At 73.3% G+C, this 12,623-nt stretch carries 14 protein-coding genes; 6 read left to right on the top strand and 8 right to left on the bottom strand.

Going from position 1 to position 12,623, the window contains the following annotated elements; translation table 11 throughout:
• Nucleotides 1–73 precede the first annotated feature (73 nt).
• From OG276_RS29475 to OG276_RS29460, 4 genes are read right to left on the bottom strand one after another with little or no spacing between them, the layout of a single operon-like run.
• Nucleotides 74–1,297 (bottom strand): amidohydrolase family protein, encoded by a 1,224-nt coding sequence (locus OG276_RS29475; protein WP_266909799.1) that lies wholly within the window; start codon nucleotides 1,295–1,297, stop codon nucleotides 74–76.
• The gene (locus OG276_RS29470) at nucleotides 1,294–2,580 is read right to left on the bottom strand and encodes an amidohydrolase family protein (protein ID WP_266909797.1); all 1,287 of its coding nucleotides are present in this window, start codon (nucleotides 2,578–2,580) and stop codon (nucleotides 1,294–1,296) included. The genes OG276_RS29475 and OG276_RS29470 overlap by 4 nt, the downstream gene beginning before the upstream one ends.
• Before the next feature lie 12 nt (nucleotides 2,581–2,592).
• Nucleotides 2,593–3,477 carry an SDR family NAD(P)-dependent oxidoreductase gene (locus tag OG276_RS29465; RefSeq protein ID WP_266909795.1) on the bottom strand — a complete coding sequence of 295 codons (885 nt, stop codon included), beginning with the start codon at nucleotides 3,475–3,477 and terminating at the stop codon, nucleotides 2,593–2,595.
• Nucleotides 3,477–4,274 carry an acetoacetate decarboxylase family protein gene (locus OG276_RS29460; RefSeq protein WP_266909793.1) on the bottom strand — a complete coding sequence of 266 codons (798 nt, stop codon included), beginning with the start codon at nucleotides 4,272–4,274 and terminating at the stop codon, nucleotides 3,477–3,479. Before OG276_RS29460 ends, OG276_RS29465 begins: the two co-directional genes overlap by 1 nt.
• Before the next feature lie 156 nt (nucleotides 4,275–4,430).
• Here OG276_RS29460 and OG276_RS29455 point away from each other — a divergent pair, with 156 nt between their 5' ends.
• The 6 genes from OG276_RS29455 (at nucleotide 4,431) to OG276_RS29430 (ending at nucleotide 10,934) form a co-directional block, all read left to right on the top strand.
• A complete protein-coding gene (locus OG276_RS29455) occupies nucleotides 4,431–5,063 on the top strand; it encodes a TetR/AcrR family transcriptional regulator (protein WP_266909791.1) in 633 nt (210 codons plus the stop codon).
• 152 nt (nucleotides 5,064–5,215) lie between these two features.
• Nucleotides 5,216–7,807, top strand: coding sequence for an MXAN_6230/SCO0854 family RING domain-containing protein (locus tag OG276_RS29450; RefSeq protein WP_266909789.1), 2,592 nt, complete (start codon nucleotides 5,216–5,218; stop codon nucleotides 7,805–7,807).
• A gap of 103 nt (nucleotides 7,808–7,910) precedes the next feature.
• On the top strand, nucleotides 7,911–8,885 hold the full coding sequence (locus OG276_RS29445; RefSeq protein WP_266909787.1) for a DEDDh family exonuclease: 975 nt from the start codon (nucleotides 7,911–7,913) through the stop codon (nucleotides 8,883–8,885).
• A gap of 148 nt (nucleotides 8,886–9,033) precedes the next feature.
• Nucleotides 9,034–9,267 carry a hypothetical protein gene (locus OG276_RS29440; RefSeq protein ID WP_112453882.1) on the top strand — a complete coding sequence of 78 codons (234 nt, stop codon included), beginning with the start codon at nucleotides 9,034–9,036 and terminating at the stop codon, nucleotides 9,265–9,267.
• A 104-nt stretch (nucleotides 9,268–9,371) separates the two neighbouring features.
• Nucleotides 9,372–10,169: an SURF1 family protein gene (locus OG276_RS29435; RefSeq protein WP_266909785.1), complete on the top strand. Its 798-nt coding sequence runs from the start codon at nucleotides 9,372–9,374 to the stop codon at nucleotides 10,167–10,169.
• A gap of 9 nt (nucleotides 10,170–10,178) precedes the next feature.
• Nucleotides 10,179–10,934: an SDR family oxidoreductase gene (locus OG276_RS29430; protein ID WP_266909783.1), complete on the top strand. Its 756-nt coding sequence runs from the start codon at nucleotides 10,179–10,181 to the stop codon at nucleotides 10,932–10,934.
• A 21-nt stretch (nucleotides 10,935–10,955) separates the two neighbouring features.
• Here the strand turns inward: OG276_RS29430 and OG276_RS29425 are convergent, their stop codons facing one another.
• The 4 genes from OG276_RS29425 to OG276_RS29410 are packed head-to-tail and all read right to left on the bottom strand — an operon-like array spanning nucleotide 10,956 to nucleotide 12,617.
• Entirely contained in the window at nucleotides 10,956–11,504 is a 549-nt protein-coding gene (locus tag OG276_RS29425; protein ID WP_266909781.1) for an alkaline shock response membrane anchor protein AmaP, read from the bottom strand.
• Nucleotides 11,501–12,031 carry a DUF6286 domain-containing protein gene (locus OG276_RS29420; protein ID WP_266909779.1) on the bottom strand — a complete coding sequence of 177 codons (531 nt, stop codon included), beginning with the start codon at nucleotides 12,029–12,031 and terminating at the stop codon, nucleotides 11,501–11,503. The genes OG276_RS29425 and OG276_RS29420 overlap by 4 nt, the downstream gene beginning before the upstream one ends.
• Nucleotides 12,028–12,390 (bottom strand): hypothetical protein, encoded by a 363-nt coding sequence (locus OG276_RS29415; protein ID WP_266909777.1) that lies wholly within the window; start codon nucleotides 12,388–12,390, stop codon nucleotides 12,028–12,030. Before OG276_RS29415 ends, OG276_RS29420 begins: the two co-directional genes overlap by 4 nt.
• Entirely contained in the window at nucleotides 12,387–12,617 is a 231-nt protein-coding gene (locus OG276_RS29410) for a hypothetical protein (protein WP_266909775.1), read from the bottom strand. Before OG276_RS29410 ends, OG276_RS29415 begins: the two co-directional genes overlap by 4 nt.
• Nucleotides 12,618–12,623: the final 6 nt, after the last annotated feature.

Genomic DNA, 12,623 nt, shown 5'->3' with positions numbered 1-12,623 from the left:
CGGCAGCACCCGTGGCGCCCGGGGCCGCCGGGTCAGGCGGCCGCGTGGCTACGGGGCGTCTGCGCGATGCCCGTCACCAGACCCGGACCGAGCCCCCGCGGGCGAAGGCCGGGCTGGTGGCTCCCGCCGGAACCTCCGTCAGGGGCTGCGCCACCTCCGAGACGAGGGGGCCGTGCTTGGCGGCCACCGCGTCGAGGAGGGCGAGGTCGAAGCCGTACACCCGGGCGGCGTTGCCGCCGACCATGGCGGCGACCTCCTCGCGGGGCAGGCCCGCGTAGGCGATGCGCAGGCCTTCGCGGGAGTAGGGCGTGGTGCCCTCGTCGTGGGGGTAGTCGCTGCCCCACATGATCTTGTCGAGGCCGATCCGGTCCCGCAGCGGGACCTCGTGGGGGCGCATGAAGCTCGCTCCCACGAAGCAGTTCTCCCGCCAGACCTCGCTCGGCCCCTTGCCCATGGACTCCGCCAGCCCGGCCCCGAACTTGGCCTCGGCGGTGGCCGAGGCCGCCACCAGGCGGCCGTGGTAGTAGTCCAGCATCTCGATCACGCCCGGTATCCAGCCGGAGCCCTGCTCCGTGAGGACCAGTTTCAGCCCGGGGTTGCGGCGGAAGGCCCCGCCGAAGATGAGGTGCCACAGGGCCCGGTGGGAGAACCAGGTGGTCTCCACCATGAAGACGGCCCGCGCCGCCGGCTCGTCGCCCAGCGGCGGCGAGGCGGATCCGCCGTGGTGGTTGACCGGGACGTCCAGCTCGTCGCAGACGGCCCAGATCGGGTCGTAGGCCTGCGAGTAGAGCTCGGGAACGGTGGAGCCGGGCGAGACGCCGGGCAGCAGGATGCCGCCCGTCAGGCCCGCGTTGCGGGTGCGGCGGATCTCCGCGACCGCCGCGTCCACGTCGTTGAGCAGGATCTGGACCACGCCCGCCCGGCGGCCCGGCGCGTCCGCGCAGAAGTCCGCCAGCCACCGGTTGTGGGCCTGCAGCCCGGCCCAGCGCATCTCGTACTCGGCCGCCGTCGGGGGCTGGGCCATCAGCGAGGCCTTGGGGAAGAACGGCGGGATGGTGTTCGGGAAGAGCACCTCCGCGACGATCCCGTCGGCTTCGAGTTCGGTCAGGCGCCGCTGGGAGTTCCAGTTGCGGTCGGCCGTGTCCGCGAGGAGGTCCTCGTACGGGTTGACGTAGGTCGCGGCCCAGGCGTCGAACTCCTCGTGGTGGCGCTTCTCCAGGTACGGCTTGTAGTCCAGCAGGTCGGCGCCCGCGTGGCAGTCGGCGGAGATGACCGTGTAGCGGTCCTCGGAGCTCATGAGTTCACCCCCAGGACGGGGAAGTCGTTGTCGGTCAGCCAGTGCCGGCCCACGTCGCGCGAGCGCGACCAGGAGGCTTCGACGGCCGCCTGGTCCGCGCTCTGGCCGAGCTCGGCGGGGGTGGGGCCGATGCGGCGGGCGATCGGCGCGAGCTTCTCGGTGTCGAAGCCGAAGACGTCCGCCGCGGCCAGGCCCAGCATCCGGCGGGTCTCCTCGACGGGGATGTCGTGGAAGGTGTTCTTCAGCCAGTTCCGGGTGTTCGGCCAGGTCCCCTCGGGGTGCGGGAAGTCCGAGCCCCACAGGATGTTGTCCACGCCGATCTCGTAGCGCTGGGCGAGCTCGCGCCGCTTGGTGTTGGTGGCGCAGATGAACACCTGCCGGTCGAGGTACTCGCTCGGCGGCCGCTTCAGCTCCTCGAACGGCGAGAGCTTCTTGCCGCCGTGCGCGCCGAGGTAGAGCCGGTCCATGAACCAGAGCTGGTTCGGCAGCCACCAGCAGCCCGACTCGGCGACCCCGAACTTCAGCCCCGGGTGCCGCTCGAAGACCCCGGACCAGAGCAGGAACCACAGCGGGCGGGCCGGCCACCAGGTGACCTCGGAGACGAAGATGCCCAGGTGGTCGCCGTACTCGTGGCGCGGCGAGGAGCCCGAGTGGGTGACGATCGGCATCTGCGTCTCGGCCGCGGCCGCCCACACCGGGTCGTAACGCCGGTCGTGGTAGGGGGCCTTGTCCACCCACATGGCCGGGATCATCAGGGCGCCGAGCCCGGATGCCTTGGCGCGGTATATCTCGGCGACGACCTTGTCCGGTTCGCCGGTGATGGGCAGCAGGGCGACCCCGCAGTGCCGTTCGGGGTTCTCCGAGACGAACTCGGCGAGCCAGCGGTTGTGCGCCTGGGCTCCGGCCATGCCGAGCTCGGGGTCCTGGTCGCCGGAGAGGCCGAGGCCCACCCCGAAGGGGGCGGCGGTCTGGCTGTCCACGGCGTCGGCGTCGGGGAAGACGACTTCGGCGGCCACGCCGTCGCCGTCGAGTTCCTTCAGCCGCTGGGTGACGTCCCAGCCGCCCTTGAGGCCTTCCTCGTGGTCGTGGAACCACTTCTCGGCGAAGGCCTCGTTGCGCACGCCCAGCTTGGTGGCCTCGGCGCGGCGGGCGTCGCGTTCGCCGAGGAACTCGTCGAACTGCGGGTGGAAGGCGCTGTCCAGGTAGGGGCGGTACTGCTCGGTGGGCAGCCCCGCGTGGCAGTCGGAGGAGATGATCAGGTACGGGTCTTCGTACGCACTCACGATTGAGGCTCCTCAGTCGAGGATGAAGCTTTCCAGGTAGGCGGGGTTGGCGCGGTCGAGCATCGACTGCGACCGGGCGCGGATCTGCCGGTCGCTGTGCTCGCTGTCGGGCAGCATCCAGAAGCGGTCGGCGCGGATCCCGTCCACGACGTGGTCGGCGACGTCCTCGACCGGGGTGAAGTTCACCTCGTGGCCCGCCTGCTTCATGGCGGTCTCGTACTGGTCGAGGCTGCGGTACGGGGACTTGCGCGGGCGTTCCTTGGCGTAGCGGTCGGGCCGGTTGCGGTGCGACTCCCACAGGCCGGTGCGCAGCATGTGCGGTCCGGGGAAGAGCACGGAGGCGCCGATGGCCGCGCCCTCCGCCTTGAGGTGGGCGTAGAGCGACTCGGTCATGGTGACCACGGCCGCCTTGGTGACCGCGTAGACGGAGGCGGTGGGCAGCGGGGCGATGCCGCCGTCGCCGGAGGAGGTGTTGACGATGTGCCCGGGGCCGCCGCCCGCGATCATGCGGGGGACGAAGGCCTGGATGCCGTGGAAGACGCCCCAGACGTTGACGGAGAAGGCCCATTTCCAGTCGTTGGGCTCGTGCTCCCACATGCGGCCCTCGGCGCCCGAGCCGACGCCCGCGTTGTTGCAGAGCACGTGCACGGCGCCGAAGGTCTCGTACGCGGCGTCCGCGAGGGAGATCACGGAGTCGCGGTCGCTGACGTCGACGAGCTTGGCGAGCACCTCGGCGCCGTCGGCGGCGAGTTCGTCGGCGGCCTTGCGCAGGGCGCCCTCCTCCACGTCGGCGAGGACCACCTTCAGCCCCTCGGCGGCGAAGCGGCGGGCCATGGCGAGGCCGATGCCGCTGGCGGCTCCGGTGACCACGGCCACCTGTCCCGGTTCCAGTCGCATCAGACGCTCCCCTCGGGCGGTCCGTCGAGGATCTGCATCGGGTCGTCGTAGCGCTGGTGGATGTACGGGAGCAGGGCCTGGGCGCTGACCCGCTCGACGACCTTGCCCCGCTGGTCGGTGGTCTTCTCGCCGATGGTGAGCTCGACGAGGCGGCGTACGGGGAGGTCGGCGATGGGGTCGAACATCGACTCGCGGAGCACCACGTCGCCGGTGATGTGCTCCAGCTTGCGGACCTTCTCGTTGCGGGTGCAGTGCACCAGCACCGGATCGGCATCGAAGCCCGAACCGTCCACCGCGGGAAGGAACTTGAAGTAGAAGTCGGTCTTCACGGTGGGCTCGGGCAGCGGCAGCTCGCGGTCCACCGCGCCGCGCACCTCCACGAAGGCGATCCCGTGCCGGGCGAGCGAGGCGCTGACGACCAGGCCGTCGCGCTCGACGGTGATCTCGCCGAGCTTCTTCGGCTCGCCGAAGACCTCGCGGCCTCCGATCAGGGCGCGCTCCATGCTCATCGGCATGACCAGCGGGTACCAGCCCTCGACCCCGTCGTGCTGGGCGGCGACGGCCACCGAGCCGGCGCCGAGCGGGTAGCCGGGCAGGTCCACCTTGCTGATGTTGGCCCGCACCAGGGGCCGCTCCGTGGGCTTCAGCGGCGGCGGGAGCACCGCCGCCACCACGTCCGGGTCGGTCTCCCAGACGGCCACCACACCGGTGGACCAGATGTCGGGGAGCTTGGAACTCTTCTCGCGCGAAGCGGCGATCTCGGCCTCGGTGCGCGCTCCGTACCGTACGCGTGCCATCTATCGCACCATCCTTCGTCTAGGACGCAGTCGGTTCTGAGGCAGTCGGTTCTGACGCAATCGGTTCTGTAACACAGTTACACCGCCACCGATGAAGGGTAAAGACCCTTGCACGTAACCAATCTGACGGATCGACAGAAAGCTGGGACGGACACGATGGCCAGAACCACGCTGACCCGCGCGGAGGTACTGGACGCCGCCGCGTCCCTGGTCAAACAGCACGGCCCGGCCGCCCTCACCATGCGCAAGCTCGCCGCCGAGCTGGGCACCGCGGTGACCTCCATCTACTGGCACGTCGGCAACCGCGAATCACTGCTCGACGCCCTCGTGGAGCGGACCGTGGAGGAGGTGGGCGCCATCCGGCCGACCGGCCGCACCCCGGGCGACCGCATCCTCTCGGTGGCCCGGATCCTGCGCCGCGAGCTGCGCGAGCGCCCGCACCTGATCGCGATGGTCCACGAACGCGGCCTCACCGACCGGATGTTCCTCCCCGCCCAGCAGGCCCTGGTCCACGAGGTGCACGCGGCCGGCCTGCGCGGGGCCCGGGCCGCGGACGCGGTGCGCGCGATCCAGTTCCAGATCATCGGCTTCGTCCTGGTCGAGCGCAATCGTGAACGCTCCCCCGCCCAGTCCCCCGCCGAGAGCGAGCTCTGGGATCCGGCCGACGCCCCGCACGACCCGCCGCTGGCCCGCGCGCTGGCCCGGCCGGTGGATCCGGAACGGCTGTTCCTGCTGACCGTACGGGCGCTGGTGCGGGCCCTGTTGGCGCCCTCCGCCCCGCCGCGTTAAATCACTTTGCGGCGCTCCCCGCCCGTGGTTGTATCTGCTGCGCGGGGGCGGCTCCGCGACGTGCTTCCTTCTCATCCTCCTTCGAAAACCCGTAGCGCGTCCCCTCTCCGCCCCCGCCCACTTCTTCTCCCCGTTCCGGAGGAATCCCCCCTTTGCCCGAGCTGTCGACCGTCCTGCTGCGCCGTCTGCACACCGTCTACGTCGACCAGGCCGGGCCCCGCCCGGGCGATCCGCCGACAGCCGAGGGGCTCACGGCCCTGGAGGCCGAACTGCTCGACCGGGGCTTCGCCCTAACGGCTCCCCTGCGTTCGGCGCTCGCCTGGCTCGGACCCGCCGGACTCGCCGCCGCCGGCGCGCAGCTGATCGGGGACATCGACGTCCTGCTGGGGGCCGACCGCACCCACATGCCGCTGTTCCGCACCTTCCCCGCCTCGGTGCCGGACGATACGTACGCCCTGTGGGTCGACCGCGTCCTGACCCTCCTGCTGCAGTGGCCGGACCAGCCCTGCGTACTGTGCGCGACCGTAGGCAGCGTCCACCCCGTCGCGCCGTGCGCCCACCTCGTGTGCCGCACCTGCTGGGACGGCGCCGAATACGCCGGCTGCCCGATCTGCCACCGGCGGATCGACCCCGCGGACCCCTTCATGCGGCCCTCCCCGCGGCCGCCCGCCGAAGTACCCGCGGGCGGCGGCCCGCTGCGGCTGCTGAGCTTCTCCGCGGACCGCGCGGCCGACTCCGTCACCGCCCTCGGAAAGCTGCTCGCCCGCCGCACTCCCCTCTCCCCGCAGGACACCGAGGAGACCCGGGTGCTCCTCGCCCACGCACCGGCCGACCTCGGCTGGCTCCCGGAGTCGATTCCCGTGCGGGAGACCAAGGCGCTGGTGCTGGGCACCCTGCTGCGCGAGCGCCGCACGCGGGAGGCCGTACGGGCCCTGCTCCCCGGGTGGCTCACCACCGCCACCGACGTACTGCGGCTGCTCGCCGTGTGGTCGGGGGGCGAGGCCAACCTGCTGGAACCACCGCGCGTGCGCTCCCTGCCGCGCCCGCTGCGGCGCGAACTGCTCGCGGTCCTGGACGGGCTCGACCCGGCGGTGCTCGTCGAGGACGTGCTGCGCCACCCCGACCCCTGGAAGCGCGCCTGCGAGATCCTGCACCCCTTCGAGCGGTACGCGCACCACCCGCGCGCCGCGCTCGCCTTCGCCGTGCTGCGCGGGACCGACACCACCGGCACCGCGCTGGGCGCCGCCCTCCTCGCCTCGGCCGCCGCGTACCCGCAGGCCGTACGGGTCGACGGCGCCCGCATCCGGGCGGCCACCTGGAAGGGCCGCGCGGAAGAGGCCCTGCGCGGCGGGGATCCGGACCGCGCGCTCGCCGTACTGGCCGAGCGGCCCGGCGAACTCGTCCGGCGCCTCGACCACCTTCTGCGGCTCTACGCGGCCGACACCCTGCCCCCGCAGGTCGCCGAGGTGCTGGAGCGTCGGCTCCCGAAGGCCGGGCCCGGGCCGGTGCTGTCCGCGCTGGGAAGGCTCCGCATCCGCCATCTGCCGGGCACCCGGCGGGTGTTCTTCCCGCGCGGACAGGTCGCGCACTCGTTCACCCGGGACGAGGACCGGGCCCCGCTGGCCGAGGCGGTGACCCGTTCGGTCTCCGGGCTGTTCGAGGGCGAGGTGCTGCGCCGGCTGGCCGCGGCCGAGCCGTACGACCTGGCGGTGCTCGACTCGCGCCTCGCCCACCTGCACGTACCCGCCACCGAGCGGGCGGCGGCCAAGGCCCTGGTCACCGTGCCCAAGGGCAGCTTCCAGGCCCTGCCGGACGGCGAGGTGCTGCGCATGTTCCTGCACTGGATGGAGCCGCCGAAGAAGACGGTGGACCTGGACCTGTCGGTGGTGCTGTTCGATGCCGACTGGAACTACGCGGGCGTGTGCGACTTCACGCACCTCGTCTACGGGGACCGGGCCGTCGTCCACTCCGGGGACCTCACCTCGGCGCCCGCGCCCGCCGGTGCCAGCGAGTACGTGGACATCGACCTGGACCCGCTCGCCGACGCCGGTGTCCGCTTCGCCATGCCCGTGGTCTTCGCCTACAACAACATCCCCTTCGAGCTGCTGCCCGACGCCTTCGCCGGGTTCATGGCCCTGCCCTCCCGCGCCGGCCGCTCCTCCCGTTACGACCCGCGGACCGTGCGCCAGCGCTACGACCTGGTCGGCAATTCCCGGATCCACGTACCGCTGATCGTCGACCTCGAACGGCGCGGCTTCCTGTGGACCGATGTCCACCTCCCGGACGACGAGGGCTACCACAGCGTGGGGGCGCACCAGGAGGACCTGGCCAGGATCGGCCGCGACCTCTTCCAGTACTTCTCCACCGGGCGCACCACCCTGTGGGAGCTGGCGGGCTGGCACGCGGCCGCGCGCTGCCGCGAGGTCCTCGTCCTGCGCCGCACGCCCCGGCCGAGCGATCCCGACGAACTGTGGACCTACCGTCGGCGGACGGACGAGGACGCCGCCGCCTTCGCCGGCCGGCTGGTCGGCCTGCGCGACCCCGACGCCCGGCTGCCCTCCGCCGGGGTCGATGCCCTCGCGGGCACCGCGGCTTCGGGCCGTTCCGCGTTCCTCGCCCTGACGGACGGAGACGTCGCGCCGGCCGGAGCGCGCGGCAGCGTATACCGGCTGCTGCCGGGGCCCGTTGACGGCTGCGGACTCGAACGGCTCTCGGCGGGGGACCTCGTCGCCGCTCTGGGCTGACGGGCCCGAAGGCCCGGCCCGAAGGGTCCCGAGGACCGGCCGGAAGGCCCGGAGATGCCGCTCGGGACACGACTGTCCGTCGGGGCCGATATCCTCTGTGACCATGCTCGCCGACCGTACGACCGCAGAGACGATGTGGCCGACCGCGTACCCAGAGGGGTACGCGGTCGTCGACGTGGAGACCACCGGGCTCGCTCGCGACGACCGGATAATCTCCGCCGCCGTCTACCGGCTCGACGCTCAGGGCAATGTCGAGGACCACTGGTACACGCTGGTCAACCCGCTCCGGGACCCCGGGCCCGTGTGGATCCACGGTCTGACCAGCGACATGCTCCAGGACGCGCCGCTCTTCAAGGACATCGCCGAGGAGTTCGCGGGCCGGCTCGCCGACCGGGTGCTGGTCGCGCACAACGCGATCTTCGACTGGCAGATGATCGCCCGCGAGTACGCGCGGGCCGAGGCCACCGCTCCGGTGCGCCAGCGGCTGTGCACCATCGCCCTGTCGAAGGAACTGAACCTCCCGCTGCCCAACCACAAGCTGGAGTCGCTCGCCGCGCACTTCGGGGTGGTCCAGCAGCGCGCCCACCACGCGCTCGACGACGCCCGGGTCCTCGCGGAGGCCTTCCGTCCGTCCCTGCACGCGGCCGCGCGGGACAACGTACGGCTGCCCCTGCTGGAATGCCGGCCGCTGACGGAGTGGTCGGACACCCCGGCCGCCCCGCGCGTCGGGTACCAGGCCTCGTACGGAGCCGGCTCCAGCTGGCGGGCCTCGCGCAAGCGGCCGCCGTGCCCGTACCCGAACCCGGGCCGGTGGGCGGACGGCACGCCGCTCAAGCAGGGCATGCGGATCGCGTTCTCCGGCGACACCTCGGTGGACCGGGAGCTGCTGGAGGACCGCGCGGTGGAGGCGGGCCTGCACATCGCGACGAGCCTGTCCCGGCTCACCAGCCTGCTCGTGACGAACGACCCGGACTCCTCGACCTCCAAGACGGTGAAGGCGAAGTCCTTCGGAACCCCCGTCGTCGACGAGGCGGCCTTCACCCAGCTGCTGCGGGACGTGGCTCCGGCGCAGGACTGACCTCACGGGACCGACCACTCGGGACCGGCCACACGGGACCGGCCCAGGGGATGTCCGGGGGCCGCCCGTTGGGCCGGCCGGGTGCACGCTCGGCGACTCACCCCGGTGGATCTTGTTCCGGCGGTCCGCCCTGCGCAGCATGCCGCGCATGGCACGTTGCGAAGTCTGCGGGAACGATTACGGCATGTCCTTCGAAGTACACGCACAGGGTGCTGTGCACGTCTTCGACTGCTTCTCCTGCGCCATTCACCGCATGGCGCCCATCTGCGAGCACTGCCGGGTCCAGATCATCGGGCAGGGCGTCGAGGTCGAGGGACAGTGGTTCTGCGGAGGGCACTGCGCCCGCGCGGAGGGGAAGGTGGGCATCACCGACCGCGTCTGACTCCCGTCCCGTCCTCCCCTGTCTCCCCCTGCTCCCCCTCCGCCACGACCCCGGACGGCCACCCGGCCGCCGGGGTCCCCATCGCTGGGGGTACCGTCGTGGGCGTGTACCGCTTTGTGCTGACCCGGCAGTGGGTGTGCCTCACCCTCATCGCCCTCGCCCTGATCCCCGCGACGATCAGGCTGGGGTTCTGGCAGTTCCACCGCCATGAGCACCGGGTCGCGCAGAACGAGCTGATCGACGCGAACCTGCGGGCGAAGCCCGTCCCCATGACCGAGGTCACCTCCCCCGGCCACGTGGTCCCGCGCGCCGACTACTGGCGCGCCGTGACCGCCACCGGTACGTACGACCCCGCGCACGAGGTCGTCGTGCGCATGCGCACCGACAACGACGACAAGGTCGGCTTCCACGTCCTGACCCCGCTGGTCCTGGAAGACGGCCGGGTCGTGCTCGTCAACCGCGGCTGGGTCGCGGGCGGCGACGACCCGCGCGCCTACCCGCCGGTGCCGGCCGCGCCCACCGGCGAAGTGACGGTCACCGGGCGGCTGAAGGCCGACGAGACCAGCGGCGGCAGCGGCATCAAGGACCGCAAGGGCCTGCCGGACCGCCAGGTGATGCTGATCAACAGCGCCCGGCAGGCGCAGTACCTGGGCAAGCCCGTCCTCGGCGGCTACCTGGAACTCACCGCCCCGGTCCCGGCCGGCGGCGAACCCGAGGTGGTCGCCGAGCCCGACCACGACTCGATCGGGCCGCACATGGCGTACGCCGTGCAGTGGTGGCTGTTCACCCTGGCGGTGCCGGTGGGCTGGATCGTGCTCGTACGGCGCGAGAAGCGCGACCGCGAGGCGGCGGCCGCAGCCTCGGCCGAGGCTTCCGAGCGGGAGCCGGTGGCGACCGCGTAGCGTGTCGGCATGGATCTTGGACTGAAGGACCGTGTCTACGTCGTCACCGGCGCCACCAGGGGCCTCGGCTACGCTTCCGCCCGCGAACTGACCGCCGACGGCGCCAAGGTGGTGCTGACCGGCCGGGACGCGGGGCGCGCCGAGGCCGCCGCCAAGGCGCTGGGCTCGAACGCGGTCGGCGTGGCCGCCGACAACTCCGACCCCGGGGCCGCCTCCCGGCTCGTCGCCGCGGCCCGGGAGCACTTCGGCCGCCTCGACGGCATCCTCATCAGCGTCGGCGGCCCGGCGCCCGGTTCGGCGGCGGACAACACCGACGAGCAGTGGGCGGCCGCCTTCGAGTCGGTCTTCCTCGGCGCGGTCCGCCTCGCGCGGGCGGCGGCCGCCGAACTCTCCGACGGCGGGGTCATCGGCTTCGTCCTGTCGGGCTCCGTGCACGAGCCGATCCCGGGACTCACCATCTCCAACGGTCTGCGCCCCGGCCTGGCCGGCTTCGCGAAGTCCCTCTCCGTGGAGCTCGGCCCGCGCGGCATCCGGGTGGTCGGCCTGCTGCCCGCCCGCATCGACACCGACCGGGTCCGCGAGCTCGACGCCCTGTCCGGGGACGCGGCCGCCGCCCGGGCCCGCAACGAGTCCGGGATCCCGCTGCGGCGTTACGGCACCGCGGAGGAGTTCGGCCGCTCGGCCGCCTTCCTGCTGTCCCCGGCGGCCTCTTACCTGACCGGCGTCATGCTCCCGGTGGACGGCGGCTCCCGGCACGGCTTCTGAGCCGGCCGCCCCGGCTCCGCCTCACGTCACCCGCCGCGCCCGGCGGGGGGTGACGTGCAGGCGCGCCTCCGTCGGAAGGGCCGGCAGCGCCGCCGAGGCACGGGCCCGGCCGAGCACCGGGCCGGCGAGGGCCGCCAGTACGTCGGCCGGCACCGCGTGCGGCTCCAGCTCCAGGGCGACCCGCAGGGCCGGGGCCCCGCGCCGCCCCCGCAGCGTGACCCGGCACCGGGCCACACCCTCCACGGCCTCCCGGACATCGGCCTCGACGGCCTCCTCCAGCGCCCGCCCGCGCAGCACCGCGAACGCCCCGTCCCCGGTGTCCACGAGCACCTCCGCCAGCCGGGCCCGGCGCAGTTGGGACAGCAGCCACCACAGCGCCAGCAGTACGCAGGCCCCGAGTGCGGCGAGCACCACCCACCAGGGCGCCGGCCAGCCCCGCCCGTGCGGCGCCAGCAGGGGTTCGCGGCGGCCCTGGAACGGCCCGGACGCGGTCAGCACCGACGCCCCCGCCGCCAGCAGGACCAGGCCGAGCAGCGCGAGCAGGACCCGGTTCACCGTCCCGAGGGTCACCGGCGGCTCACCCGTACCTTCGGCCGCACCTCGTGGGCCAGCCCCAGCTCCGCGACGCCGACGGCCAGCACCGCGTCCAGGTCGGCCCGTACGTCGTCCAGTTCGCGGAAGTGGGACACGGCCCGGACCCCGATGCGCGACCGGCCCACGCCGACCCGCGCCGACCGCACCCCGGACACCTCCATGACCCGGTCGCGCAGCACCTGCGCGGCGGCCTTGCGTTCCAGTCCGCCCCGGACCTCCGGATGCGCCGAGCTCATCGGGAGGATCCCGCGCAGGCCCGGGGTGAGGGCGTACAGCAGCAGCGCGGCCCCGGCCGCGGCCAGAACTCCGCCGCCGATCAGCACGCCGGGGTCGGCCGGGGTGTGCCGCTCCAGCGCCCGGGAGAGCTCCTCGCGCCAGCGCATGCCGGGGCGGTGGGCCCGTACCGCCGCCAGGTCGTACAGGAACAGCCCCGCCACTGCGAGGACGGCGAACGCCCCCACCGCGGCCGGGAACCGCCGGGGCGACCGGAAGCGGGCGCTCACCGGACCCGCCGGTCCCGCCCGGTGGCGGGCCGCGCGGGGTGCAGGTGCTCGATGTCCAGGTCCACTTCGGGTACGGCCATCTCCGCGTACTCCTCGACGCGCAGGGCGACCTGACGGCGTACGGCCGCGCACTGGGCGGCGAGGTCGCAGGGGTAGGGGAGCTCCAGGGCCACCCGTACCCGGGCGATGTCGTGGTGGACGGTGACCGTGGCGTGCGGCGGGGCCGCGTCCGGGGCGGGCCGGGTCAGCGCCTCCCGGGCGGCCTGGGCGGCGATCTTCGCCACGACCCGGTCGGCGATCCGGGTGGCCCCGCGCTCGGCGGCGGGCACCCGGGGCGGGGTGGGGCGGGGGGTGCTCATCGGTCCCGGTCACGGTCGCGGTCGCGATCCCGGTCGCGGTCGCGGTCCCCGGGGCGGCCCCGGGGGCGGAAGAAGTCGCCCGGTTCCAGGTCCCCGTCGAGGAACCGGCCCACGACGAAGCCGATGGCGCCGAGGGCGGCCACCAGCAGGAAGGCCCCGAAGCCGCCGAAGTACCCGGCGAACCCCAGTGCCATGCCGGCCACCAGGCCGACGACCGCCATGCTCATGCGGAC

It is taken from the genome of Streptomyces sp. NBC_00086 (assembly GCF_026343255.1).
Taxonomy (GTDB): domain Bacteria; phylum Actinomycetota; class Actinomycetes; order Streptomycetales; family Streptomycetaceae; genus Streptomyces.
Note: the sequence above shows the minus strand (reverse complement) of the source record. Positions and strands in the feature narration are given on the sequence as shown.

Bases quoted from the DNA above. Each gene is read 5' to 3' on its own strand.
- OG276_RS29475 (WP_266909799.1), bottom strand. From the start codon at position 1,297: ATGAGCTCCGAGGACCGCTACACGGTCATCTCCGCCGACTGCCACGCG.
- OG276_RS29465 (WP_266909795.1), bottom strand. From the start codon at position 3,477: ATGCGACTGGAACCGGGACAGGTGGCCGTGGTCACCGGAGCCGCCAGC.
- OG276_RS29460 (WP_266909793.1), bottom strand. From the start codon at position 4,274: ATGGCACGCGTACGGTACGGAGCGCGCACCGAGGCCGAGATCGCCGCT.
- OG276_RS29455 (WP_266909791.1), top strand. From the start codon at position 4,431: ATGGCCAGAACCACGCTGACCCGCGCGGAGGTACTGGACGCCGCCGCG.
- OG276_RS29445 (WP_266909787.1), top strand. From the start codon at position 7,911: ATGCTCGCCGACCGTACGACCGCAGAGACGATGTGGCCGACCGCGTAC.
- OG276_RS29440 (WP_112453882.1), top strand. From the start codon at position 9,034: ATGGCACGTTGCGAAGTCTGCGGGAACGATTACGGCATGTCCTTCGAA.
- OG276_RS29430 (WP_266909783.1), top strand. From the start codon at position 10,179: ATGGATCTTGGACTGAAGGACCGTGTCTACGTCGTCACCGGCGCCACC.
- OG276_RS29415 (WP_266909777.1), bottom strand. From the start codon at position 12,390: ATGAGCACCCCCCGCCCCACCCCGCCCCGGGTGCCCGCCGCCGAGCGC.
- OG276_RS29410 (WP_266909775.1), bottom strand. From the start codon at position 12,617: ATGAGCATGGCGGTCGTCGGCCTGGTGGCCGGCATGGCACTGGGGTTC.